Consider the following 26,230-nt stretch of genomic DNA (forward strand, 5'->3'; position numbering starts at 1 on the left):
ATTTAATTTTAAGTCACATTTTAAATAGAATTTAAAAATCAGAAAACGTAACTGTATATGAAACAATTTATTGTATTATTTATTAGTCTAATGCTTTGTGCAACTGTTTTTGCGCAAACACCACAATCATTTCAATATCAATGTGTGGTTCGTGATTTAAGCGGTGCTGCTATTGTTAATCAGCCTGTTAATTTCCAGCTGAGTATTTTGTCTGGTAGTCCAACTGGAAATTTAATGTATGTAGAAACTCAATTAGTAACTACTAATTCATTTGGGTTGGTTTCAATTTCAATTGGAACCGGAACACAAGTTAGCGGTGATTTTACTATCATTGATTGGGGAAATGCCTTACATTTTTTAAAAGTAGAAGCAGATCCAACCGGAGGCTCTAGTTTTATTGATATGGGAACAACTCAGTTATTGAGTGTTCCTTATGCACTTTATGCAAAGACTGCTGGAAATGGCGGAGTTAATGGTGTTTCTGTGAATTGGCAGGGAACTTATTCATCTCCACCTTCTTCTCCTTCATTAAATGATGGATATTATAATTCAGTTGATGGTATATCTTATATTTATGATGGCTCACAATGGCAAATTATTTCAAAGGATGGAGCTCAAGGAATTCAGGGAATACAGGGTCCTCAAGGTCTTCAGGGAATTCAGGGTAATGATGGTCTTCAGGGTAATGATGGAATTTCTATAGAATGGTTAGGAACTTTTGCTTCAGCTCCGTCTTTACCTTTACTTAATCAAGGTTATTATAACTCAACTGATGGAAAATCATATATCTATGATGGAACTTCGTGGCAATTAATCGCACAGGATGGAGCTCAGGGCTTACAGGGAATTCAGGGTTTGCAGGGTAATCAAGGAATTCAAGGTTTACAGGGAGTACAGGGTATTCAAGGGCTTCAAGGAGTCGCAGGAACTGCTGGGCAAAATGGTATTTCACTAAATTGGATTGGAACATTAACAGTTGCGCCATCTTCACCTTTGTTAAACGATGCATATTATAATTCTACTTTAGGTAAATCATATGTTTATAATGGATCATCATGGCAAATAATTTCTCAGGATGGAACACAGGGTTTGCAGGGAATTCAGGGATTGCAGGGAACTCAAGGTTTACAAGGAAATCCCGGAATAAACGGTATCTCTATTTCATGGCTGGGAACATATGCCGCAGCCCCTGGTAGTCCTACATTAAATCAGGCTTATTATAATTCAACAGATAAGAAATCTTATATTTATAATGGTTCTGCATGGCAAATGATTTCACAGGATGGGTTAAATGGAACAAATGGTACAAATGGTTTAAATGGTAGTAATGGAACAAATGGAAATTCTGTTTTAAGCGGGACTGTAAACCCAACAACACAAGGTGTAAATGGTGATTTTTATATTAATACAACAACTAACACAATATTTGGTCCTAAAACTGCAGGTGTTTGGGGTAGTGGTGTATCAATAATTGGACCTCAAGGGTTGGCCGGTACAAATGGTACAAATGGAATTAACGGTACAAATGGAACAAATGGATATTCGATTTTAAATGGAACGTTAAACCCAACAACACAAGGTGTAAATGGTGATTTTTATATTAATACAACAACTAACACAATATTTGGTCCTAAAACTGCAGGTGTTTGGGGTACCGGAACTTCTTTAATTGGACCTCAGGGTATAGCTGGTACTAATGGAATAAATGGAACTAACGGTATTAACGGAACATCTGTAATTAATGGTACAGTAAATCCAACAACTCAGGGAGTAAATGGTGATTTTTACATTAATACAACAACTAACACAATATTTGGCCCTAAAACAGCTGGTATTTGGGGTAGCGGAACTTCATTAATAGGACCTCAAGGAATAGCTGGCACAAATGGTACAAACGGAATAAATGGTACAAATGGATCAAACGGAACTAATGGTTATTCTGTTTTGAATGGCACTTCCAACCCAACAACTCAGGGTGTAAATGGCGATTTTTATATAAATACATCAACAAGTACATTATTTGGACCAAAAGCAGCTGGAGCATGGGGAACCGGAACATCATTAATAGGACCTCAAGGTATTCAGGGGATTCAAGGTCCTGCCGGTACTGGTCTTACAAATAAGGGTAATTGGTTAAGTGGTACAAATTATGTAAATGGTGACTATGTTTTTGATCGTTCTACAGGTAGTGCATCTGTAAATTCAATGTGGATTTGTCAGACAGCAGTTACACCTTCTACAACTCAACCATATTTAGATCCATCGCATTGGGTTGAATTTCAAGCACCAGCTGGGCCACAGGGTACCGCCGGAACAAATGGCACAGATGGTAAGACTATATTAAATGGAACTGTTGATCCTACAACTCAAGGAATAAATGGTGATTTTTATATTAATACTTCAACTAATAAAATATTTGGACCTAAAACTGCTGGTGTTTGGGGAGTTGGGGTTACGTTAGTTGGTCCTCAGGGTGTTGCTGGAACAAATGGAACAAATGGCACAAACGGTACTAACGGAACAAATGGTTATTCTGTTTTAAATGGGACTGTAAATCCAACAACTCAAGGTGTAAATGGCGATTTTTATATTAATACAACAACAAGCACATTGTTTGGACCTAAAACAGCAGGAGTATGGGGAAGTGGAACTTCATTAGTGGGACCTCAGGGTATTGCAGGTACAAATGGCACAAATGGTACAAATGGCACAAATGGTTTTACTGTTTTAAGTGGTACAGTAAATCCTACTACTCAGGGTGTAAATGGCGATTTTTATATTAATACAACATCAAGCACAATATTTGGTCCTAAAACTGCCGGAGTATGGGGAACCGGAACATCAATAGTCGGTCCACAAGGTGTTGCCGGAACAAATGGAACAAATGGAACAAATGGTACAAATGGTTACACAGTGTTAAATGGTACTTCAAATCCAACAACACAGGGTGTAAATGGCGATTTTTACATTAATACAATAACTAATACGATTTTTGGACCTAAGACTGCTGGTGTTTGGGGAACTGGTACTTCGCTTGTAGGACCAGCAGGTACATATACAGCTGGAACAGGGATTCAAATTTCGGGTGGTGTTATAACAAATACATCTCCTAATCAAACTGTAACAATATCTGCAGGTACCGGAATGTCAGTTACCGGAACTTATCCTAGTTTTACAGTTACTAATGCTAGTCCAAATGTTACTCATACAGGAGATGTTACTGGTGCAAGTGCGTTAACAATTGCAAATAATGCTGTAACAACAGTAAAAATTGCAGATGGAAATGTTACTGCAGCAAAACTAAATTCAATGGCAGCAACTAATGGACAAGTTTTAAAATTTAATGGTGCTAATTGGGCTCCTAATACAGATTTAAATACAACATACAGCTCAGGAACCGGTATTACAGTTTCAGGAAGTACAATTAATGCAAATACAACAACGGCTTTATGGAATGCTAATCAGTTACAATCAAGAAATGTTTCAAGTACAGCACCTTCATCAGGTCAGGTACTCGGATGGAATGGTACATCATGGTTGCCAGTTTCAGATAATAATGCTGGAACTCCTGGCGGTTTAAACAAAACGATTCAATTTAATAATTCTGGAACTTTTGCTGGAAATGCAAATTTAATGTGGGATAATTCAAATGAAAGACTTGGTGTAGGTCTATCCAATCCAGCTGGTAGAATGGTTGTTCAGGGAAGTGCAACTGCTTCTGCTACTGAACCTCTATTTGAAGTGAAAAATGCAGCTGGTCAGACAGTTTTTGTTGTTTATCCTGATAGTGTAAATGTTTTTGTTAATGATGATGTTATACAATCTAACAGAGGAGGGTTTGCTGTTAGTGGCAGAAATAGTTCAAAAGGATTGACTCATAATTTTCTTAAAGTTACTCCTGATAGTACCAGAATTTATACAGGAGATACAATTAAAGGTTTTGGAGTAAGAAATATTGGAACTTCTTCCAAAACTTCATACTTGCAACTGACACCGAGAAATTATTTTATTGGACACGAGGCAGGTAAAAGTATTTTAAACACTGGAGTATATAATTCTTTTATGGGTTACATGTCTGGTAGGTCTACTACAAGCGGTGATAATAATGTTTTCCTTGGTTATAAATCAGGATATTCAAATACAGGTGGAACCGATGGTGTGTTTTTAGGTTATAATGCAGGTTACAGTAATACTACAGGAGTAAATAATGTTTTTGTAGGAAAAAGTGCGGGTTATGCAAATTCTATTGGGTATAGCAACACTTTTATGGGTGAAGATGCCGGTTATAGTAATACAAATGGTTATTATAATTCATTCTTTGGTTATTATTCCGGACGGGCTAATACAACAGGCTATAGTAATACTTTTATGGGAGATCATGCTGGTTATAGTAATTTAACTGGTGTAAGAAATACATTTATTGGAGCATCGTCTGGGTCGGCAAATGTTACAGGAAATTATAACTCGTTGTTAGGTTTTTATTCAGGGTATTTAGCTACATTAGGTAATAATAATGTGTTTTTTGGATATTATGGTGGCTATAATGCAGATAGTACTGATGATTGTGTAATTATAGGTTCAAGAAGCGGATATTCAGCAGATAAAAGTTCTAATTCAATATCCATTGGTTCATATAGCGGATATTATAATAATTCAGCAAATAATATATTTTTAGGATATAGATCTGGTTTTTATAATACTACTGCAGCTAATAACTCATTTATAGGAACTGAAAGTGGTTATAATAATACAACTGGTATAAAAAATATTTTTCTTGGATATAGAACAGGTTATTATAATACTGATGGGTATAAAAATGTTTTTATTGGAGATCAGGCCGGATATAAAAATGCTTCTGGAAGTTCTTTAGTTTGTATAGGAGATAGCGCCGGAGCAAATAATACAGCTAGTAATAATATTTTTATCGGAAGTCAGGCAGGAAGAAGTAATACAACTGGAGGTTATAATTTATTTATGGGAAGTTCGGCTGGTGCGGCAAACTTAACAGGTGATGGAAATACTTATTTAGGTTGGGCTTCTGGTGCAGGTAACAATGGAGCAAATAATGTTATGATTGGATATTGGGCAGGACTTTTGGCAACAAATAGCAACAGAAATATTTTTGTTGGGCAAGGTGCAGGTGTTGCAAATACTGGTGATGACAATATCTTTATTGGTTATGTAACTGGTAACGGAGGCTACAGTGGAAATATTTTTCTTGGTAATCAGCTATCTTTAGCAGGAAATAATAAATTAGTTATTGAGGGTGCAAGCGATGAAGTTAATCCACTTATTTATGGTGAGTTTGATAATGATATTTTAAAATTAAATGGAAATGTTGGAATCTCAAAAGCCCCTGCTACAGATTTGGACGTTAATGGATCTTTAAGAGCATGCGGTGCCACATGGCCAACTACAGGAGCTGGAGTAGAAATTGCGTATAGTGGAGGAATAGGGTATATTCAATCATATGACAGAGGTACTTTTACATGGAAAGATTTACGATTAGGCGGTAATGTAACACCTACTGTTAATAATACATTTACATTAGGATCTTCTACTTATAAATGGACAGCAGTATATGCAACAAATGGTACAATACAAACTTCAGACCGTAGATTAAAAGAAAATATTAAAAATTTAAGATATGGTTTGAATGATGTTATGAAACTTAACCCTGTTACATTTAACTGGAAAGAATCGGTTGATAAATCTAATAAGATTGGACTAATAGCTCAGGATTTGCAGTTAGTTATTCCTGAAGTTGTAATTGAAGGTGCTGATAGTTTAAAAACTCTTGGAGTAAATTATTCTGATTTAATACCTGTGTTGATTAATGCTATTAAGGATCAGCAGTCTATAATTGAAAAAATGAGTAATGATAATATCCAATTGAAAACTGATAATAGTAATTTGAAATCAAAAGTTGACAATATAGAAAATCAGGTAAATGAATTAAGTAAAAGAAATAACGAACTTGAGAAATTAAAAGCAGAAATAGAAATTCTTAAAACAAATCTAGGTGTTTCTAAGAAATAATTGATTTCTTTATTGATGTATTTTAAAGTCTTTATTATAAAAAAACCTGAATTTTAATTCAGGTTTTTTTATAATAAAGAAAATTGTAAATTTGACAAATAACCTAAATAATAATTAATTTTTATGAAAAAAATAGCTATACTTTTTTTGACATGTATGTCATTTGTAAATTTAATTTTAGCTCAATCTCCACAGTCTTTTCATTACCAGTGTGTTGTTCGCGATGCATTGGGAAATGTTTTGAGCAATCAATCTGTTAGTTTTCAATTAAGTATTATATCAGGCACTTCAACAGGCAATGTTGAATTTATGGAAACTCATGTTGGTATAACAAACCAATTTGGAGTTGTGAATTTAATGGTTGGTAATGGTGTAGTTTCAGTAGGAGATTTATCTTTAGTAAACTGGGGTGGTGCAAATCATTACTTAAAAGTAGAAGCCAATTTAGGCAGTGGATACATCGACATGGGAACCACTCAATTATTATCTGTTCCATATGCTTTGTACTCTGAAAATTCTGGTGATACATTATGGGTTAAAAATGGTTCAAACATTTATAATTCAAATTCAGGAAATGTTGGTGTAGGTATTAATAACCCGATTGGTAAAATGGTTGTTAAAGGCGATGCTACTGCACTGCCAACTGATCCATTATTTGAAGTAAAAAATGCAGCTGGTCAAACTGTGTTTGTTGTTTATCCCGATAGCGTTCATATTTATGTTAAAGATGAAGGTGCAAAATCAAATAAAGGAGGTTTTGCAGTTAGCGGTAGAAATAGCTCAAAAGCTATTACAAATAACTATTTAACTGTTGATCCTGATATTACAAGAATTTACACTGGCGATACTATCGGAGGTTTTGGTGTTGAGAATATCGGAAGTACTAGTTCTACAAGTTATATGCATCTTAATCCTAGTAATTATTTTATCGGACATGGTTCAGGACAGAATATTGTAAATGGAATTTATAATAATGTTATGGGTTATATGGCTGGTGCAAGTTTAACAAATGGCTCGAATAATTCTATTATCGGATATCGTGCCGGTCAAAATCTTACTATTGGTGGCAGTAATATTATAATTGGTTATGAAGCAGCAACAAATTCTGCTGATATGATCTATAATACCATTATGGGATATAGGTCTGGTTACCAGTTAACAAGTTGTCAGCAGAATGTTATGATTGGATATGAAACAGGCTTTTCAACAACTACTGGTTCTTTAAATACAGCAGTAGGTTCATTTGCACTTCATAACAATATATCTGGTTCTTCTAATGTTGCAGTTGGAAATAATGCAATGTATTCGAATACAGTTGGTACTAATAATACTGCTATTGGTAGTAATACTTTAATGTTAAATACCTCAGGATCTCAAAATACAGCAGTGGGTCAAGGAACTTTAAATAATAATACTATAGGGTCAAGAAACTCTGCATTTGGTTTATATTCAATGTATAGTAATACTATTGGTGAAGATAATACCGCAATTGGAACTAGCACCTTATATATGAATACCGAAGGTCTAAATAATACTGCATTAGGTTCAGGTGCACTTTTAAATAATACATCTGGAGACTATAATGTTGCAATAGGTGCTTATGCGCTTCAACATAGTAATGCAAGTTACAATACTGCAATTGGAAATTTCTCGTTAAATGAAAATACAACAGGAGAATGGAATACCGCTATTGGGGAAAGTACTTTGCGGTATAATACAATTGGTCATGATAATTTAGGAACTGGCTTTAGTGCTTTAATGATGAATTCAACAGGGAATAGTAATTCGGCATATGGTAATTATGCGTTAATTAATAATTTAACAGGTAGTTATAATACAGCTATAGGTAGTTCTGCATTAAATAATAATTCCACAGGTATAGAGAATACTGCTGTTGGAACTTCAGCACAGTTAAATAATACAAGCGGTAATTATAATACTGCAGTTGGTATGAATGCTTCCAGAGCCAATACAACCGGAAATGCTAATATCTCTATTGGACATAGTACTATGTATAATTCAGGATCAGGCTCCCGAAATATTGCTATCGGAAATTCTGCATTATACAATAACACCGCAAGTGATAATGTCGCAATTGGAGATATTGCAATGCGTCTTAATACATCTGGAAATACAAATACCTCAGTAGGGAAAAGTTCGATGGTTCAGAATACCACTGGATCAAACAATGCAGCTTTTGGATCTTATTCACTTTATGCTAACTCTACAGGTAATTACAATCTTGCAATAGGTCCAATGGCTTTGTATAATTGCGAAAATTCGAATGAAAATGTAGCAGTAGGTTATTATTCGCTGTATAATGTTACAACCGGAAATGAAAATACCGCTGTAGGAAAAGATGCAGGACCAGCTGTTGCAGGTAGTGGTTTGTGGAGTACTGTAGCACTGGGATATTTAGCAAGACCAACAACCGATTTTCAGGCTGTAATTGGAAATGTTTGGATGACTAGTATTGGAGGGTATGTTGGTTGGTCAAATCTTTCTGATGGAAGATTTAAAACTAATGTAAAAGATGATGTTCATGGTCTTGACTTTATTTTAAAATTAAAACCTGTTACTTATAATCTTGATATTAATGGGTTATCGTCGCATTTAGGGAACGAATTTAATATTGAAGATGCAAAACGTTCAGGTAAAGAAAATATGAGATATACAGGCTTTGTTGCTCAGGATGTTGAGAAAATTGCTAATGAACTGAATTTTGATTTTAGTGGAATTGATAAACCTAAAAATGCAAATGGTCATTATGCGTTGCGATATGCAGAATTTGTTGTTCCAATTATTAAAGCAATGCAAGAGCAACAGAAACAAATTGAAGACCTTAAGAAACAAATTGAAGATTTAAAATCAATTGTAAATAATACTCAGAAATAGCTTGTAGGTCAAGCTGTTTTGTTCATTATTGGTTAAAGCTTGTTTCTAAATGGGAATTATTTTTCAACAATATTTTATTATATAGAAGAATTTATCGAAATTTGTGTTAAATAACATATTTGTAATTTAACACAAATTTAAATGAGAAAAGTTTTTTTTCTGCTAATAATTACATTTATTAGTACCGATTTTATTTTCGCACAAGCTCCTCAATCATTCCAATATCAGGCTGTTATTCGTGATGCTAGTGGGAATGTGCTTCAGTCTCAATCTGTAAATTTTAAATTAAGTATTATTTCAGGTTCTGTTTCAGGAACTGTTGAATATGTTGAAAATCATAATTCCGTTACAAATCAATTTGGAATTGTGACCTTAAATGTTGGTTTAGGTTTGCCGGTAACTGGAATATTTTCTTCAATTAACTGGTCAGCATCGTCACACTTTATTAAAGTTGAAGCGGATCCAGCCGGTGGAACAAGTTATTTAGATATGGGAACTACACAGTTATTGAGCGTTCCATATGCATTATATGCCGAAACATCAGGCAATGCAGGACAAACATATACATCAGGAAGTGGCATTGATATTACAGGTAATGTTATAACAAATACAGCACCCGATCAAACTGTTAATTTAACACAGGCTGGAGCTACAACAATTACTGGAACATATCCAAACTTTACAATTTCAAGTACTGATAACAATTCAACTTATACTGCTGGTACTGGAATAAATTTAACAGGAACAACTATTACAAATACTTCACCTGATCAAACAGTTTCTTTAACCCAGGGTGGTGCCACTACTATTAGCGGAACATATCCAAACTTTACAATTAGTAGTACCGATTTAAATTCTGGAACACCCGGTGGTTTAAATAAAACAATTCAATTTAATAATTCAGGTACTTTTGGTGGAAATACAAATTTTGTATGGGATAATTCAAACGAAAGATTAGGTGTTGGTACAACCAGTCCATTGGGCAGAATGGTGGTTCAGGGAAGTGCAACAGCTTTAGCTACAGAGCCACTTTTTGAAGTAAAAAATAAAGCAGGACAAACAGTTTTTGTTGTTTACGAAGACAGCGTTAATGTATATGTTAACGATGATGCTATACAATCTAATCGTGGAGGATTTGCTGTTAGTGGTAGAAATAACTCAAAAGCAATAACAAATAATTACCTAAGAGTCACTCCTGACAACACTAGAATTCATACTGGTGATTCATTAACCGGCTTTGGTGTTTCTGATTTAAACGGTGGTCCAACTGCAAATTATATGCAAATGACTCCTAAAAACTATTTTATTGGCCATGAGGCTGGAAAAGAGTTAACATTAAACACAGCAAATACAGGAAAGTACAATTCATTTATTGGTTATCAAAGTGGTTATAGTAATACATCGGGTATAAAAAATTATTTTATTGGATATCGCTCAGGATTTAACAATTTATCTGGAAATAGCAACATTTTTATTGGAGATAGTGTGGGATACTCAAATACATCAGGTTTTAAAAATATTTTCATAGGAAACAGCACCGGCTTTGCAAACACAAATGGATATTCTAATGTTTTTATGGGTCATAAATCTGGCTATTCAAATATTTCCGGATATGATAACGTTTTTATTGGTGACCATGCAGGATACGGAAATACAATAGGCTTTTACAATGTTTACATAGGTTACAATACAGGTTACTCTACAACTTCAGGTAGTTATAACACAGCGCAAGGGTATAAGTCATTATATTCTAACACAACTGGTGAAACTAATACAGCAACTGGATTTCAAGCATTACAAGATAATACAACCGGATCAAACAATATTGCAATTGGAGTTAATGCAATGCAACATAATAATACCGGATTCCTAAATTTGGCCATTGGTAACTATTCATTGAATAACAATTTTGATGGTTATTCAAATGTTGCGTTTGGATCTTATGCACTCTGGGTAAATAATAATGGATATCAAAACACAGCTATTGGATCTGGTTCTTTATATAATAATTCAAGTGGTTATTATAATACTTCAGTTGGAGCGAGTACTCTAAACCAGAACATTACAGGCTTCTACAATACTGCACTAGGATATAACTCAAATGTAATATCCGATGGACTATCAAATACAACAGCATTAGGATTTAATGCAATGACAACAGCTAGTAACCAAGTACGTATTGGAAATTGGGATGTAACTAGTATTGGTGGGTTTACAGATTGGTCCAATATTTCAGATAAAAGATTTAAAAAAGATATTAAAAACAATGTACCAGGTCTAGATTTTATTTTAAAATTAGAGCCAGTAACATATCATTTGGATATTGAAAATATAGCAAATTACTTTAATTCTCCTGATTCAATTAGAATAAAAGATTCTGAAATTTTTAAAGGTAATATATTGCAAACAGGATTTATTGCTCAAGATGTTGAAAAAGCTGCTAATGAATTAGGGTTTGATTTTAGTGGGGTTGATAAGCCAAAAAATAAAAATGATTTCTATGGACTTAGATATGCAGAATTTACAGTCCCTTTAGTAAAAGCAGTGCAGGAATTAAATGAAAAATTAATAAAAGAAAATGAAGAACAAAAAATAGTAATTGAAAAACTAATTCAAAGAATTGAAAAAATAGAAAATAACATAAAATAACCATGAAAAAAACTCTTATTTCAAGCATTTTAATAATGCTTTCAATGCTGTTGTTTGCTCAGTCTCCTCAGTCTTTCCTATATCAGGCTGTAGTTCGCGATGCATCTGGTATTGCAATGGCAAATCAAACTGTAAGCTTTCAGATTAGTATTATCTCCGGATCAATAAATGGGACAGTTGATTATATCGAAACCCATACAGCAACTACAAATGCTTTCGGAATTGTAACCCTTTCTATTGGAAGTGGCAATACTACCGGAAATTTTGCAGGTATTAGCTGGGGTAGTGCTGTACACTTTATTAAGGTTGAAGCCGATCCCCTTGGAGGAACAAGTTACATAGATATGGGAACTACACAGTTATTGAGTGTTCCATATGCATTATATGCCGAAACATCAGGCAATGCAGGACAAACTTATACATCCGGAACTGGCATTGATATTACAGGCAATGTTATAACAAATACAACTCCTGATCAGACTGTTGTTATAAACTCCGGAACTGGAACAAGCGTTACAGGTACATACCCTAATTTTACAATAAATAATACACAACCTGATCAAACTGTAAACTTAACAGGAGCAGGTTCTACATCTGTAAGTGGTACATATCCTAATTTTTTAATTACATCTACTGGTGGAACTGTTCCTTACACTGCTGGTAGCGGAATAGATGTAACAGGAACAACAATAAGTAATACAGCACCCGATCAAACTGTTAATTTAACACAGGCTGGAGCTACAACAATTACTGGAACATATCCTAATTTTACTATTTCAAGTACTGATAACAATACAACATACACTGCAGGAACTGGAATAAATGTTACAGGTACAACAATTTCAAATACAGCTCCAGACCAAACAGTAACTTTAACTCAAGGTGGTGCAACAACAGTAACAGGAACATATCCAAATTTTACAATTTCAAGTACAGATAATAATACAACATATACTGCTGGATCTGGCTTAAGTTTAACAGGTACAACATTTTCTAACACATCTCCCGATCAGACTGTAACAATGGTAAATGGAACAGGGATTACTATTACCGGATCTTATCCGACATTCACGGTTACTAACTCTAGTCCAAATGCCACTCATACCGGCGATGTAACAGGTGCAGGCGCTTTAACAATTGCTAACAATGCTGTAACAACATCTAAAATTGCTGATGGAAGTGTTACTGCAGTAAAGCTTAATTCAATGTCTGCAACAAACGGGCAAGCATTAAAATTTAATGGAACAAACTGGGCTCCTGCTACAGATAACAATACAACTTATACTGCTGGTACTGGTATAAATGTTACAGGAACAACAATTACAAACACCTCACCAGATCAGACTGTTTCTTTAACTCAGGGTGGTGCCACTACTATTAGCGGAACATATCCAAACTTTACAATTAGTAGTACCGATTTAAATTCCGGTACCCCCGGTGGTTTAAATAAAACAATTCAATTTAATAACTCAGGTTCGTTCGGAGGAAATACAAACTTTGTATGGGATAATTCAAACGAAAGATTAGGTGTTGGTACAACCAGTCCACTAGGTAGAATGGTGGTTCAGGGAAGTGCAACAGCTTTAGCTACAGAGCCACTTTTTGAAGTGAAAAATAAAGCGGGACAAACAGTTTTTGTTGTTTATGAAGACAGCGTAAATGTTTTTGTTAACGACGATGCTATTCAGGCTAACAGAGGAGGTTTTGCTGTAAGTGGAAGAAATAGCGCAAAAGCACTCACACATAATTATTTGCATGTCACGCCTGACAGTACTAGAGTTTTTACGGCTAACCCTTCTGCAGGATTTGGTGTTTGTAATATTAGTACAGGAACTTCTACAAGTTATATGAATCTTACTCCTGATAATTATTTTATTGGACATCAGGCAGGTGATGCAATAACAACCGGTATCTATAATTCTTTTATTGGATATCAATCGGGTTTAAATAATAATACTGGAAGTAATAACTTGTTTTTTGGATATAAGTCAGGAGCATTAAATACACTTGGTTTAAGTAATGTTTTTATTGGTAATGTTGTTGGATATACTAACTCTGCAGGTGGAAATAATGTTTTTATCGGCGATAGTGCAGGATATTATAACACAACAAGTAGCTATAGTGTATTTTTGGGTAAGGGAACTGGTAAAGGTAATACAACCGGTCAGTATAATTCATTTCTTGGATATCAGTCGGGTTATAAAAATGGTGCAGGTACTTATAATGTTTTTATGGGATATCGTGCTGGATATAGTAATACTGTAAGTTATAATACTTTTATCGGATTTCAGTCCGGATTGAAAAATACTACAGGTACTTATAATTCATTTATTGGATATGAATCAGGAAAAGAAAATGTTGATGGAAGTTATAATGTTGCAATAGGTAAAAGTGCTTTTACAGCCAATGTGTCAGGCGGATTAAATGTAGCTATTGGTTATGATGCATTAAATAGTAATACAACTGGTTTTACTAATGTTGCATGTGGATGGGGTGCAATGAATTCAAATACCTCTGGACAGGATAATGTTGGTATTGGAACTGTAGCAATGGGTTATAATATTAATGGAGGGTCAAATACTTCAATAGGTGCTTTTTCTACTTCATATAACACTGCAGGAAATAATCTTGTTGCTCTAGGATATCAGTCACTAAGAGGAAATACAATAGGAAATAACAATACAGCATTGGGAGTGGGTTCATTGTGGGCAAATACAACAGGATCAAATAATACTGCCATTGGTTATAATTCATATAGTACTGGTATATATTCAAACTCAACAGCATTAGGTGCAAATTCAATTATTAGTCAAAATAATAAAGTAAGAATTGGAGATGCCACAGTTACCGTAATTGAAGGTCAGGTTGCATATACTTTTCCTTCTGATGCAAGATTTAAAAATAATATAACAGAAGATGTAAAAGGGTTGGATTTTATAACAAAATTAAGACCAGTTGAATATAACTTTGATACTCGTAAATTTGATGAATTTATTATGCAGGATATGTCTGATAGTTTGCGTAAAGCAATTATGAGCAAAAAGAATTATAGCGAATCGTCAAATATAAGACAAACAGGTTTTATAGCTCAGGAGGTAGAACAGGCTGCTAAAGAAAGTGGTTATGATTTCAATGGATTGCATAAGCCCGAAAATGACAAGGATAATTATAGTGTAGCTTATTCTTTATTTACTGTACCTTTGGTAAAAGCTGTTCAGGAACAGCAAATTATTATTCAAAAACAACAGAATGATATCGATTTTTTAAAGAAACAATTAGATGAATTAAATAATAAGATTAAAGAGTTTCAAAAATAATTTGCTTTATTTTTTACAAAAATCCTATTAATAAATATTTAATTAATAGGATTTTTTTAAATTTACATTAAACTTGAATTTAAGCTATGAAAAGATTTTTATTCTCTTTAACAATGTGCTTGATTGTTGTAACTACTTTTGCGCAGGTCCCGCAAACCTTTCAATATCAGGCTGTAATTCGTGATGTATCCGGTACTGCAATGGTAAATCAATCTGTGAATTTTCAGATTAGTATCCTGTCTGGCTCTGTAACCGGCACTGCTGTTTATGTAGAAACACATACTGCATCAACTAATGCATATGGCATAGTAGCTTTAAATATAGGTTCAGGAATTCCTGTAACAGGAACTTTGTCATCAATTAACTGGGAAAGTGCATCACACTTTATAAAAGTAGAAGCCGACCCTACAGGCGGTACAAGTTATTTAGATATGGGTACAACCCAGCTATTATCTGTACCTTATGCACTAAATTCATTAAAAGCAAATCAGGCGGTAAGTGCTGATAATGCTACTAATGCAAATAATGCAGCACATTCTGTGTCTTCAGATTATGCCACTGTTGCAGGAACAGCAAACTATGTAGGTGGAACAGGAATTGACATAACAGGTTCAACTGTTACAAATACATCACCCGATCAGACTGTAACTTTAACTCAGGGTGGTGCTACAACAATAAGTGGAACATATCCAAACTTTACAATTAGTAGTACAGATTTAAATTCAGGAACTCCGGGTGGATTAAATAAATCAATACAGTTTAATAACGCTGGTGTTTTTGGTGGTAATTCAAATTTAATGTGGGATAACTCAAATGAGAGGTTGGGTATTGGATTAAGTAACCCTTCAGGTAGAATGGTAGTTCAGGGAAGTGCAACAGCTTTGGCCACAGAACCTCTTTTCGAAGTAAAAAACAAATCAGGACAAACAGTTTTTGTTGTTTATGAAGACAGCGTAAATGTTTTTGTGAACGACGATGTTATTCAGTCTAATCGTGGAGGGTTTGCAGTGAGTGGAAGAAATAATGCAAAAGCATTTACAAATAAATATTTGCACGTTACTCCTGATAATTCTAAAATATGGACAAAAGATACTTTAACTGGTTTTGGAATTAAAAATATTGGAACTTCCACAAAAACCAGCTATATGCAATTAACACCAAATAATTATTTAATAGGACATGAGACAGGAATAAATATAACAACTGGCAAGTATAATTCATTTATTGGATATCAGGCTGGATATTTAAATACTGTTGGGTATAATAATTACTTTTTTGGTTATAGAGCAGGATATAGTAATATTGATGGCTATAGCAATATATTTATAGGCGATAGTTGTGGCTTCGCTAATACTTCAGGATATTGGAATACTGCCAATGGATATAAAGCAATGAAAGTAAATACAACCGGATGGAATAATACTGCAATAGGCGTATTTGCGCTATATAAAAATACTTCAGGAAATTATAATACAGGTGTCGGATTAGATGCCCTTTATTCAAATACAACCGGACAAAGTAATGTTGCAATTGGTTTTAATGCACTTTTAGTTTGTAATGGTGGAAATAATAATACTGCTATTGGTACATCAGCATATTCAAGTGGAACTTTTTTTAATTCTACTGCCATAGGTTCAAATACTGTAATAACTGCAAATAATCAAGTAGCATTGGGTAATAATTCAATTACCACATTCTACTGCATGGGTGCTTATGTTGGCACTGTTGGAGTTACAAATAGAGATCTTTTTGTTGATAATACTGGTAAAATTGGTTATGTCGCTTCATCAAAACGATACAAAAACTCTATATCAGACATGGAAAATATTAATTGGTTATATGACTTAAGACCTGTTAATTATTGTTATAACAATGATGATACAAAAAGAAAACAATATGGATTAATTGCAGAGGAAGTTGAAAAATTAAATCCATTATTTGTAAGTTATAATCCGGATGGTTCTGTTGAAACTGTAAATTATAGCAGTTTTATTTCTCCAATGTTAAAAGCCTTACAGGATCAAAAAAAGAAAACAGAAGAATTACAGAAAATAAATAGCGAATTGCAAAAAAGAATAGAAACTTTAGAAAATAAAATCAAATAGAAATGAGAAAATTATTTTTTCTAAGCATTTTCGTAATGCTTTCAATGTGCATTAATGCACAGACTCCACAAGGATTCCAGTATCAGGCTGTCATTCGTGATGCATCAGGTACTGCAATGGTAAATCAATCTGTGAATTTTCAGATTAGTATAATCTCAGGTTCTGTAAGCGGAACACCTGTTTATATTGAAACACATATTGGCTCAACCAATGCTTATGGAATAGTAGTTTTAAATATTGGCTCAGGTACTCCTGTAACAGGTACCTTGTCAGCAATAAACTGGGAAAGTGCTTCTCACTTTATAAAGGTAGAGGCTGATCCAACCGGAGGTACAAGTTATTTAGATATGGGCACAACTCAATTGTTATCTGTTCCATATGCTTTAAATTCATTAAAAGCTAATCAGGCAGTAAATGCTGATAATGCAACAAATGCAAATTATGCTACAGTAGCAGGAACAGCAAACTATGTTGGTGGTACTGGAATTGATATTACTGGCTCAGTAGTTACAAATACAGCACCTGATCAAACTGTATCATTAACTCAGGGAGGTTCAACAACAATAAGTGGTACATATCCAAATTTTACTATTTCGAGTACCGATAACAATACAACTTATAATGCAGGAACAGGAATTAATGTAACAGGTACAACTATTTCAAATACTGCTCCTGACCAAACAATAACATTAAGCCAAAGTGGTGCAACAACAGTTACTGGAACCTACCCAAACTTTACAATATCAAGTACTGATAACAATACAACTTATACTGCTGGATCTGGTTTAAGTTTAACAGGTACAACTTTTGTAAACACTGCACCCGATCAGACTGTAACAATGACAAGTGGAACAGGAATTTCTGTTACTGGTTCTTATCCGTCTTATACTGTTACTAATTCTAGTCCAAATGCAACACATACAGGAGACGTCACAGGTTCAGGCGCATTAACCATTGCAAACAATGCTGTAACAACATCCAAAATTGCAGATGGAAATGTAACTGCTGTAAAACTTAACAATATGTCGGCAACTAATGGTCAGGTATTAAAATTTAATGGTACAAACTGGGCTCCGGCAATAGATGCTAATACCACTTATACAGCAGGAGCAGGGTTAAGTTTATCAGGAACATTGTTTGCAAATACAGCACCTGATCAAACTGTCTCTTTAACTCAGGGTGGTGCAACAACAATAAGTGGAACATATCCTAACTTCACAATTAGTAGTACTGATTTAAACTCAGGTACTCCGGGTGGTTTTAATAAAACTGTTCAGTTTAATAATTCTGGTTCTTTTGGTGGCGATACTGCAATGACATGGGATAATGCAAATAAAAGGTTAGGTGTTGGATTAACTAATCCAAATGGTAGATTGGTTGTTCGTGGAAGTGCATTGGCTCCTGCTACAGAACCATTATTTGAAGTTAAAAATGCCGCTGGTCAAACTGTATTTGTTGTTTACCCTGATAGTGTTCACATTTATGTTAAAGATGGTGGTGCAAAATCAAATAAAGGGGGTTTCGCAGTAAGCGGTAGAAACAGTTCAAAGGCTTTTACAAATAATTTTCTTTCAGTAACACCCGATAGTACCAGAATTTTTACAGGAGATACTATTTCCGGTTTTGGAGTTGAAAACCTTGGTGCCGGAGCTTCAACAAGCTATATGCACTTAACACCAAATAATTATTTTATTGGACATCTTTCTGGCGATGCTATTACTTCCGGTTTGTACAATTCATTTGTTGGTTACCAGTCTGGAAAGAGCAATTCAAATGGAAGTTATAACGTGTTTATGGGTTATCAGACTGGTTTTGCAAACGTAGCTGGAGCCTATAATACATTTATTGGTTATTTATCTGGAAAGTTTAATACAAGTAGTGATAATACATTTTTAGGATATAAAGCAGGTATGTCTCACCAAACAGGAGGTGGCAATGTATTTATAGGAAGTAAAGCTGGTCAGAATGATATTTCAGGAGTTCAAAATATATTTATTGGCGAAAATTCAGGCTTCTCTAATAATAATGGATCATATAATGTTTCACTTGGATTTGAAAGCGGTTTTAACAATGTATTTGGCTCTTATAATACTTTTCTGGGTTATCAATCTGGCTATAATAATATAAATGCTTCTAATAATGTTATTATGGGTTATCAGTCAGGATTTAATAATAATGGAAATAGTAACGTATTATTGGGAAATCAATGTGGATACAGCAATACCTGGGGTTATAGTAATGTAATGTTAGGAAATATGGCCGGATATAGTAATGTAAATGGATTTGTAAATACATTTATTGGAGAATTAGCCGGTTATTATAACACAGATGGTACTAACAACGTGTTTATTGGTTATCAGAGCGGATATAAAAACACAATTGCTAATGGAAATATTTTTATTGGACGTCAGACCGGATACAATAATTTAACAGGACATGGGAATTTGTTCATGGGTAATTATGCTGGTTTTATGAATACAGCTGGAGCGAATAATGTTTACCTCGGTTATAATGCCGGTATGAATTCTTTAGGAAATAATAATGTTAATATCGGACAGTCTGCTAATGAGCATAATGTTAATGGAATAAATAATGTTAGTCTTGGTGCATTTGCAGGGTTTTGGTCAACTGGAAATTATAATTTATTCCTGGGATATCAAGCTGGTAATAATAATACTGGAAGTAATAATATATTCTTAGGTGAAAATTCTGGTTATAACGATTTTGGCTCAGGGAAATTATATATAGAAAACTCGTCTAATATTACAAATCCACTTGTAAATGGAGATTTTACTAATGATAGGTTCGCAGTAAACCGACAGGCTGATACATATCCTTTTCAGGTTGGAACTGACGCAACTACTGGTAATGGTGCTTATTTGACAGCAGGTGGTACATGGACAAATACTTCATCAATTACACTTAAAGATAGATTTGTAACAATTAACAATAATGATTTCTTAACAAAGATTAAAAACCTCGAAATTAAAGGATGGTTTTATAAAGAAACTCAGGAATATCATATTGGTCCGTTTGCCGAAGATTTTTATAATGCATTCGGAACAGGTGTTTTAAACGAACCTAATTATCTTGGAAAATCTTTAGCAGCAAGTGATGTTGCAGGAGTAAGCCTTCTGGCAGTTCAACAACTTATAAAAGAAATTGAATTACTAAAAGCCGAAATTGAAAAATTAAAAGCAGCAAAATAACAAATAATAAGAAAGCCCTGAAAAGGCAGGAGTGGTCGGAAGAAATTCCGACCACTTTTTTTATGTCTTATTGAATAATTCAGGGTTCCCTCCAAATTTAAGAACAATTAATGCAATTACTAAATTTCTAATAATAAATAAGTTATATGCTAGTTTAGTTTTAATGCACCTTTACTCACAGTCATCCTGAGGTTCTCGAAGGATTTGCCCGCAAACTCTCACACATGTTTCGAGAGCCTCAACATGACCCCATTGGGAATAAGATATAATTTACTTTGTTATAAAACAAAAATGGCCGGAAGAAAAATCTTCCGACCACTCCTGCTGAAAAGGGCTTTTATTACTCTCATTATCGAACCTAACAGTTGGCAGTTGAATTTGGTAGGCTATTACTTGCAGTGAATGTCAAACCGCTAAAATGATTGAACTTTGTTATAATTGTCAAGTTGCCCATCAGCCGCGGCGGACAGCCTGCTAAATTTTAACCGTGTGTTAGGGGCTGGGCATTTTATTGTTCTATTATTATTTTATCAATTTTAATCAATTTACTGTTTTCGTACAATTTATAAAAATAGATTCCTGACTTATAGGCCTCAATATTTTTTTCAATGTCACCATTATATAGAATCTTGAAGGAGTCCATTATAACACCATTTACATTTAGTATTTCAATTCGATATTCCTTATTGTTATTGTCAAAATGCGAAAAATGCAATTTATGATTTGCAGGAATCGGGTATACTTGAAAAGTATTGTTATTAATTAATGTTTTATTGTCAGTAATAGTAGTATAATACATTGCGGTGTCATTTTCAGCATAACCCAACAATGTATGAGGGCCACCAATTAAACCATATTCGCCTGGATATAATAAACCACATAAACTACCAATACCTTCATACCATGTTTCGCAATGAAATGGGTCAAATATGTCCCCTTCATAATATAACATCATTATTTTTCTGTTTCGTCCTTCATAAAACTCAGTGTCGATATAGCCAACAATTAGGTTAACATTTAAAAGATGAATTGTATCGCCTACAAGTGCATTAAAATCATAAAGTAAAATATCTTGTGGAGAGCATTTTAAAAATACTTTTCCATTTGCCTCACGAATAAAGGAATAATTTGACCAATAGTATGGAGAATTATTACCTTCCTTTATTTTTATACATGAATCAGCACCTATGATTGTGTCTCCATCAGATTTAATGTAATATGTATAGGTCTGCAAAGGGTCACAATTGTCCGCATAAATATGCCATAATTTATAAGTGTTTTCTACCATAAACTGGCTATAAATAGTGCTTGTTAAAAAAAATAGAAAAACTGTTAAAATTGTTTTCATATGCTTATGTTTATATTTTTATGCCTTGCCCCTAACAATAATATATACCCAACATTTTTTATCATCTTACTATCGATACTGCCCCGGTAATTGCTTTTTCGTTATTATGCAAATTAACAATAAATAAATATGCTCCCATTGGTAAATCTTTTCCTTTAAATTGCCCATCCCATTGAGTACTTCTGTTTTTATATTCTAATCCTGCTCCGTTAAATTTAAAAAGAATATCGCCCCAACGGTTAAATATTTCAATTGTAACATCAGAATATGTTTCAATTCCTTTTATTTCCCATGTATCATTAACCAAATCGTTATTTGGAGTAAAAACTGTAGGGATTTCAAATTCAATAATAATGTCAGAATCTGCTGTTGCTGTACATCCAAAATTATCAGTTATTGTTACAATGTATGAGCCCGATTGTGAAATTGTAAATGTGCTATTAGTATTGCCGTTATTCCATGAATAAGTATATGGGGAGCTACCGCCGTTAACTTCTGCAAGAACATTATTTAATGTTGTAACAATATTTACCGAAACAGGTGGACTTCCTTCTAAATTAATTGTTTTTGTTAATGTACATAAGTTTGCATCACTTACAGTTAATATATATATGCCATGTGTAAGACTTGTTAATGAAGATGTGTTTGCTCCGTTCGACCAGTAATATGTATACGCAGGAGTTCCACCTGTTACAGTAGTGGTAATGCTTCCAATACTATCGTTGGTACATAATGTTCCAATGTTAATTGTAGAAATATCTAATGAGTCGGGTTCACTTATCTGGTATGATTGTGAACTTGTACAGTTATTTCCATCATTAATTGTAACAATATAAATACCGGGTGCTAAACCATAAATATCCTGTGATATTGCCGAATTATTCCATGTGTAATTATATGGTTGTATTCCACCGGTCACCTGAAGATCAATACTTCCATTGGAGTTGTTTTTGCATTTAACATTTGAAGTTGTTCCTGTTATTGCAATTGCTTGTGGCTGATCAACGATTGCTATAAGTGTGTCAGAGCAACTATTAAAATCTGTAATTGTCAAACTGTAAATTCCTGAACTAATGTTAAGGTTATTTGCAGCGCTGATGCCATTGCTCCAGCTATAGTTGTAGGGAGTTACACCTCCCTGAACATTTGCACTAACCGAGCCATTTGTGCCATTAAAACAATGAACAGAAACTATGCTTAATGAAGTAATTAATGGATTTGGTTCAATAACCGATTCCGAAGCAACAGCTGTACAGCCATTGTCATCTGTTATTGTAACCCAATATGAACCTGAAGCAACTGCATTAAGGTCTTCTGTAGTTGCGTTGTTGTCCCATAAAAATGTGTAAGGTGACGTGCCACCTGTAACATTTATTCCTACCATTCCATCTGTATATCCATAACAGGTAACTGGTAAAGACGAAATTAAAACATCAACGTGGGTGGGTTGTAAAAGAGTGTCGTATTTAATATTGTTACATCCGTTATTATCAGTAACAATTAAAAAATAATTTCCTCCTGTTAAGTTTTCAGCTATTGCATCAGTATCGCTATTCGACCATACATATGTGTATGGCTGTGTTCCACCAATAACTGTAGCAGATAATATTCCGTCATTTTCACCGAAACAGGAAATGTTTGTTTCTGAAATTGAAATAGAAATGGAATCTGGTTGAGTTATTGTTACTTGTTGTGATAAACTACAGTTATTGTCATCTTTAATTGTTACGTAGTATGTTCCTGCAGCCATATTTATTAAATTTTGCTGAGATGAGCCTTGTAACCATGAATATGTGTAGTTACCTGCAACAGTTCCGCCACTAACTGTAGTATTTATTGTTCCGTTATTTTGTCCATAACAAATTGCGTTATTTATTGTAAATGATGCTGTAATAGCCGATGGTTGTGTTATGTTAATATTAGTAACCGACTGGCAACTGTTTTGATCAGAAATTGTTATTTGATAGTTTCCTGCCGAAAGAGTATCGATTTGAGAACTAACCGAACCATTACCATTTCCTGTCACACCATTTGACCATGTGTAAGTTAAAACTCCTGTTCCAGTTGCAGTAACCTGTGCTTTGCCATCGTGTCCGTTATTACAACTTATGTTATTAATTATATTTGAGTTTAAAACTGGTGCACCTAAATCACTTACTGTAGTTGATCCTGTTTTACTACAGCCATTCTGATCTGTTACTGTTACGTTATATGTACCTGATGTTAAATTTGTGGCTGTTGTGTTTGTTTGTGAATTACTCCAGATATAAGAATAATTTCCCCATCCGCCGGTTGGGTTAACTGTAGCACTTCCATTATTGTTTCCACATGTTGCATTTGTATTTGTAAGTCCGATTGTTAATGCAGTTGGAATTGTAACTGTACCATTTGAAACAGTAGAAGTACAGCCATTTTGTGTTACCTGCAACGATACATTATATGTTTGTCCTGCTGTACCTGTTAGTAATTGAGGACCCTGACCTGTTCCTGGATTTGCTGTAGCTCCTCCAAAATTCCACGAATATGTTCCTGCTGCGGTTGCAGTTCCGTTATATGTTATATTTGCTGCAGTTCCGTTACAAATTGGATTTTGTGCTGTAAATGATGAGGTTGGAATATTATTTACATTTATTATAACAGGGTATCTGTGACCTTCGCATATTGAATTGTTGTGTGTTATATAATAAGTAGTAGTGTCAAATAATACCGGTGTGGTAAATGTTGTGTTATTTGTTAATATTGCAGATCCACCTGTTTGCGTACTATACCAGTTAAATGTTCCGTAACCTGTGGGCGATGTTATATTTAAGGTTGCTGTATTCCCGTCACATATTGTTGGATTTATTGCTACAGGTTCAGGTTCTCCAAGCATAAACGCATATGGTGAAAAACTTGCTGGAAGGGTAGAAGTTAAATGTCCGTTATTTGCACCTGCTGCAGGTATTGTTGTGTTTAAAACATAATTCCAGTTGGTTGCCGGGGGCTGTGTACCGCGTAGAGCAGATATACTGCATTCTGTCATTCCTGATTGAAAATCTGATGATAAATTATATGAGAAATTTACTGTTCCTGTAGGATTACCTGCATCAGGCAGAATTTTTGTCCAATATGAAGAGTAATATGTACCTGAGTTTTGAGTGCTATCCTGATTAACTGAGATTGTTGAGGCACCACCAGCAGCTGTTAAATTTAAAACCAAAGGACGGTATTTATGCAAAATACTATTTGAAACTCCTACCGGATAAGTATAATTATTAGGTGCAACAATAGCTCTTTTTAAATTCCCAGCTATATAACTGCTTGCAGAATATCCGACAGGAATTGATATAGGATCGTTGTTACTAACATATAACTCATAATTTAATGTACTGTTTCTTGTATATAAAATTCCATTTGTAAGTTGTAACTCAAATGTTATATTTATGTTAGTTGCAAGTTTAACACCTGCACCACTGTTGTCAATAGTTACTTTATACAAACTGCTGTTGCAGCTTAAAGTCTGAGGGGTTGTTGCATTAGTTCCTGTCATCAAAACTCTTCCTGTAGATGCTGTATAAGTGGCAACAGGGTTTACAACAAAATTTCCTTTTACATATAGTCGTTTTACTCCGTTTGCATTCCAGGTTCCATTACTTACCGTAAAATTATTCGAAACATATAAATTTCCCAAAGTATTATCAACACCAGTAATTGGACTTGCGCTACCTGATGTTTTTGACACATCAATATTCCAGAAGGGATTTAAATCAGGAAAAGCCTGATAAATTGTCTGGCTGATTGGTTGACATGAACTGTAAGTATCATATTTTACACTTATTGTTCCTGTACCACAAATAAATGTTCCGTTTGAAGTCCAGTTACCATATAAGTAAATAGTTTTTGAACCTGCATTAACAGTAGCACCTGCATTTATAACAACGTGGTTTAAATAAAAACTATATGCACCACTTAACTGAGTGTTACCGTCAAATGTTACTGTTGAATTAGGATTGCCTTGTGAGTTTCTGTTAAATGTTCCGTCTGCAATAAAATTGCCTTTTATGATGGTGTTAACCGGGTGTGCAGACAGACCTTTGCCAACTGCGGCATTTGTGTTCATCGATCTTAAATTGTAAAATGTTGAAACAGTATTGCCTTCTATGCCTTGTCCATCTGTACCGTTAAATATAACTGTGCCTGTTCCGCAATTAAATGTACCGTAGTTTATAAAATTTCCGGTTTGCTGAATTGTACCAGTGTTTAAATTTAAAGTTCCCCATATTCCACAATTACCACCAAGATTTGTGTTGCCTTGTAAAGTTAAGGTTTTGTCGCTTAAATTTAATGTACCACCTGTGTTTATAGTAATTTTATAAATAACAGAATTTGCATTTAATGTTATATTAGCGCCGTTTACTATAATAACACTATCATTAATACCCGGAATTACACCACCAACCCATGATGCTGTACTACTCCAGTTTCCTGTGGTAATTGTACTTGAAATTGAACTTGCATTAAGTTCTGCAAAAATACTACATAACAATATTGATATGTAAAAAAACTTTTTCATGTATTTAATATTTGTATATGCAAAAGTAGGGGTATTGATGCACTCTATCAACTTATAAATACAAATGATTTAAACAATATTTTATAAATTGGTTTAAAACATTAACAAAAGCTAGA

General features: G+C 34.1%; 8 protein-coding genes. 6 read left to right on the forward strand and 2 right to left on the reverse strand.

What is annotated here, in order from left to right; translation table 11 throughout:
- Positions 1-57 precede the first annotated feature (57 nt).
- From HY951_08660 to HY951_08685, 6 genes are all read left to right on the forward strand, one after another.
- Positions 58-6,039, forward strand: a complete 5,982-nt coding sequence (locus tag HY951_08660; protein ID MBI5540116.1) for a tail fiber domain-containing protein — start codon at positions 58-60, stop codon at positions 6,037-6,039.
- Between the two features lie 123 nt (positions 6,040-6,162).
- Positions 6,163-8,934, forward strand: coding sequence for a tail fiber domain-containing protein (locus tag HY951_08665; GenBank protein ID MBI5540117.1), 2,772 nt, complete (start codon positions 6,163-6,165; stop codon positions 8,932-8,934).
- A 141-nt stretch (positions 8,935-9,075) separates the two neighbouring features.
- Positions 9,076-11,583, forward strand: a complete 2,508-nt coding sequence (locus HY951_08670; protein ID MBI5540118.1) for a tail fiber domain-containing protein — start codon at positions 9,076-9,078, stop codon at positions 11,581-11,583.
- Between the two features lie 2 nt (positions 11,584-11,585).
- On the forward strand, positions 11,586-14,900 hold the full coding sequence (locus HY951_08675; protein MBI5540119.1) for a tail fiber domain-containing protein: 3,315 nt from the start codon (positions 11,586-11,588) through the stop codon (positions 14,898-14,900).
- 86 nt (positions 14,901-14,986) lie between these two features.
- Positions 14,987-17,005: a tail fiber domain-containing protein gene (locus HY951_08680; protein ID MBI5540120.1), complete on the forward strand. Its 2,019-nt coding sequence runs from the start codon at positions 14,987-14,989 to the stop codon at positions 17,003-17,005.
- A 2-nt stretch (positions 17,006-17,007) separates the two neighbouring features.
- Entirely contained in the window at positions 17,008-20,214 is a 3,207-nt protein-coding gene (locus HY951_08685; GenBank protein MBI5540121.1) for a hypothetical protein, read from the forward strand.
- A 508-nt stretch (positions 20,215-20,722) separates the two neighbouring features.
- Here the strand turns inward: HY951_08685 and HY951_08690 are convergent.
- On the reverse strand, positions 20,723-21,562 hold the full coding sequence (locus HY951_08690) for a T9SS type A sorting domain-containing protein (GenBank protein MBI5540122.1): 840 nt from the start codon (positions 21,560-21,562) through the stop codon (positions 20,723-20,725).
- A 61-nt stretch (positions 21,563-21,623) separates the two neighbouring features.
- Positions 21,624-26,114: a gliding motility-associated C-terminal domain-containing protein gene (locus HY951_08695; protein ID MBI5540123.1), complete on the reverse strand. Its 4,491-nt coding sequence runs from the start codon at positions 26,112-26,114 to the stop codon at positions 21,624-21,626.
- Between the last annotated feature and the right edge of the window lie 116 nt (positions 26,115-26,230).

The organism is Bacteroidia bacterium, from assembly GCA_016218155.1.
Lineage (GTDB): Bacteria > Bacteroidota > Bacteroidia > Bacteroidales > GWA2-32-17 > GWA2-32-17.

What these genes read in the sequence shown, in the direction of transcription:
- HY951_08690 (MBI5540122.1), bottom strand. Translation starts at nt 21,562, where the DNA reads ATGAAAACAATTTTAACAGTTTTTCTATTTTTTTTAACAAGCACTATT.
- HY951_08685 (MBI5540121.1), top strand. Translation starts at nt 17,008, where the DNA reads ATGAGAAAATTATTTTTTCTAAGCATTTTCGTAATGCTTTCAATGTGC.
- HY951_08670 (MBI5540118.1), top strand. Translation starts at nt 9,076, where the DNA reads ATGAGAAAAGTTTTTTTTCTGCTAATAATTACATTTATTAGTACCGAT.
- HY951_08675 (MBI5540119.1), top strand. Translation starts at nt 11,586, where the DNA reads ATGAAAAAAACTCTTATTTCAAGCATTTTAATAATGCTTTCAATGCTG.
- HY951_08695 (MBI5540123.1), bottom strand. Translation starts at nt 26,114, where the DNA reads ATGAAAAAGTTTTTTTACATATCAATATTGTTATGTAGTATTTTTGCA.
- HY951_08680 (MBI5540120.1), top strand. Translation starts at nt 14,987, where the DNA reads ATGAAAAGATTTTTATTCTCTTTAACAATGTGCTTGATTGTTGTAACT.
- HY951_08665 (MBI5540117.1), top strand. Translation starts at nt 6,163, where the DNA reads ATGAAAAAAATAGCTATACTTTTTTTGACATGTATGTCATTTGTAAAT.
- HY951_08660 (MBI5540116.1), top strand. Translation starts at nt 58, where the DNA reads ATGAAACAATTTATTGTATTATTTATTAGTCTAATGCTTTGTGCAACT.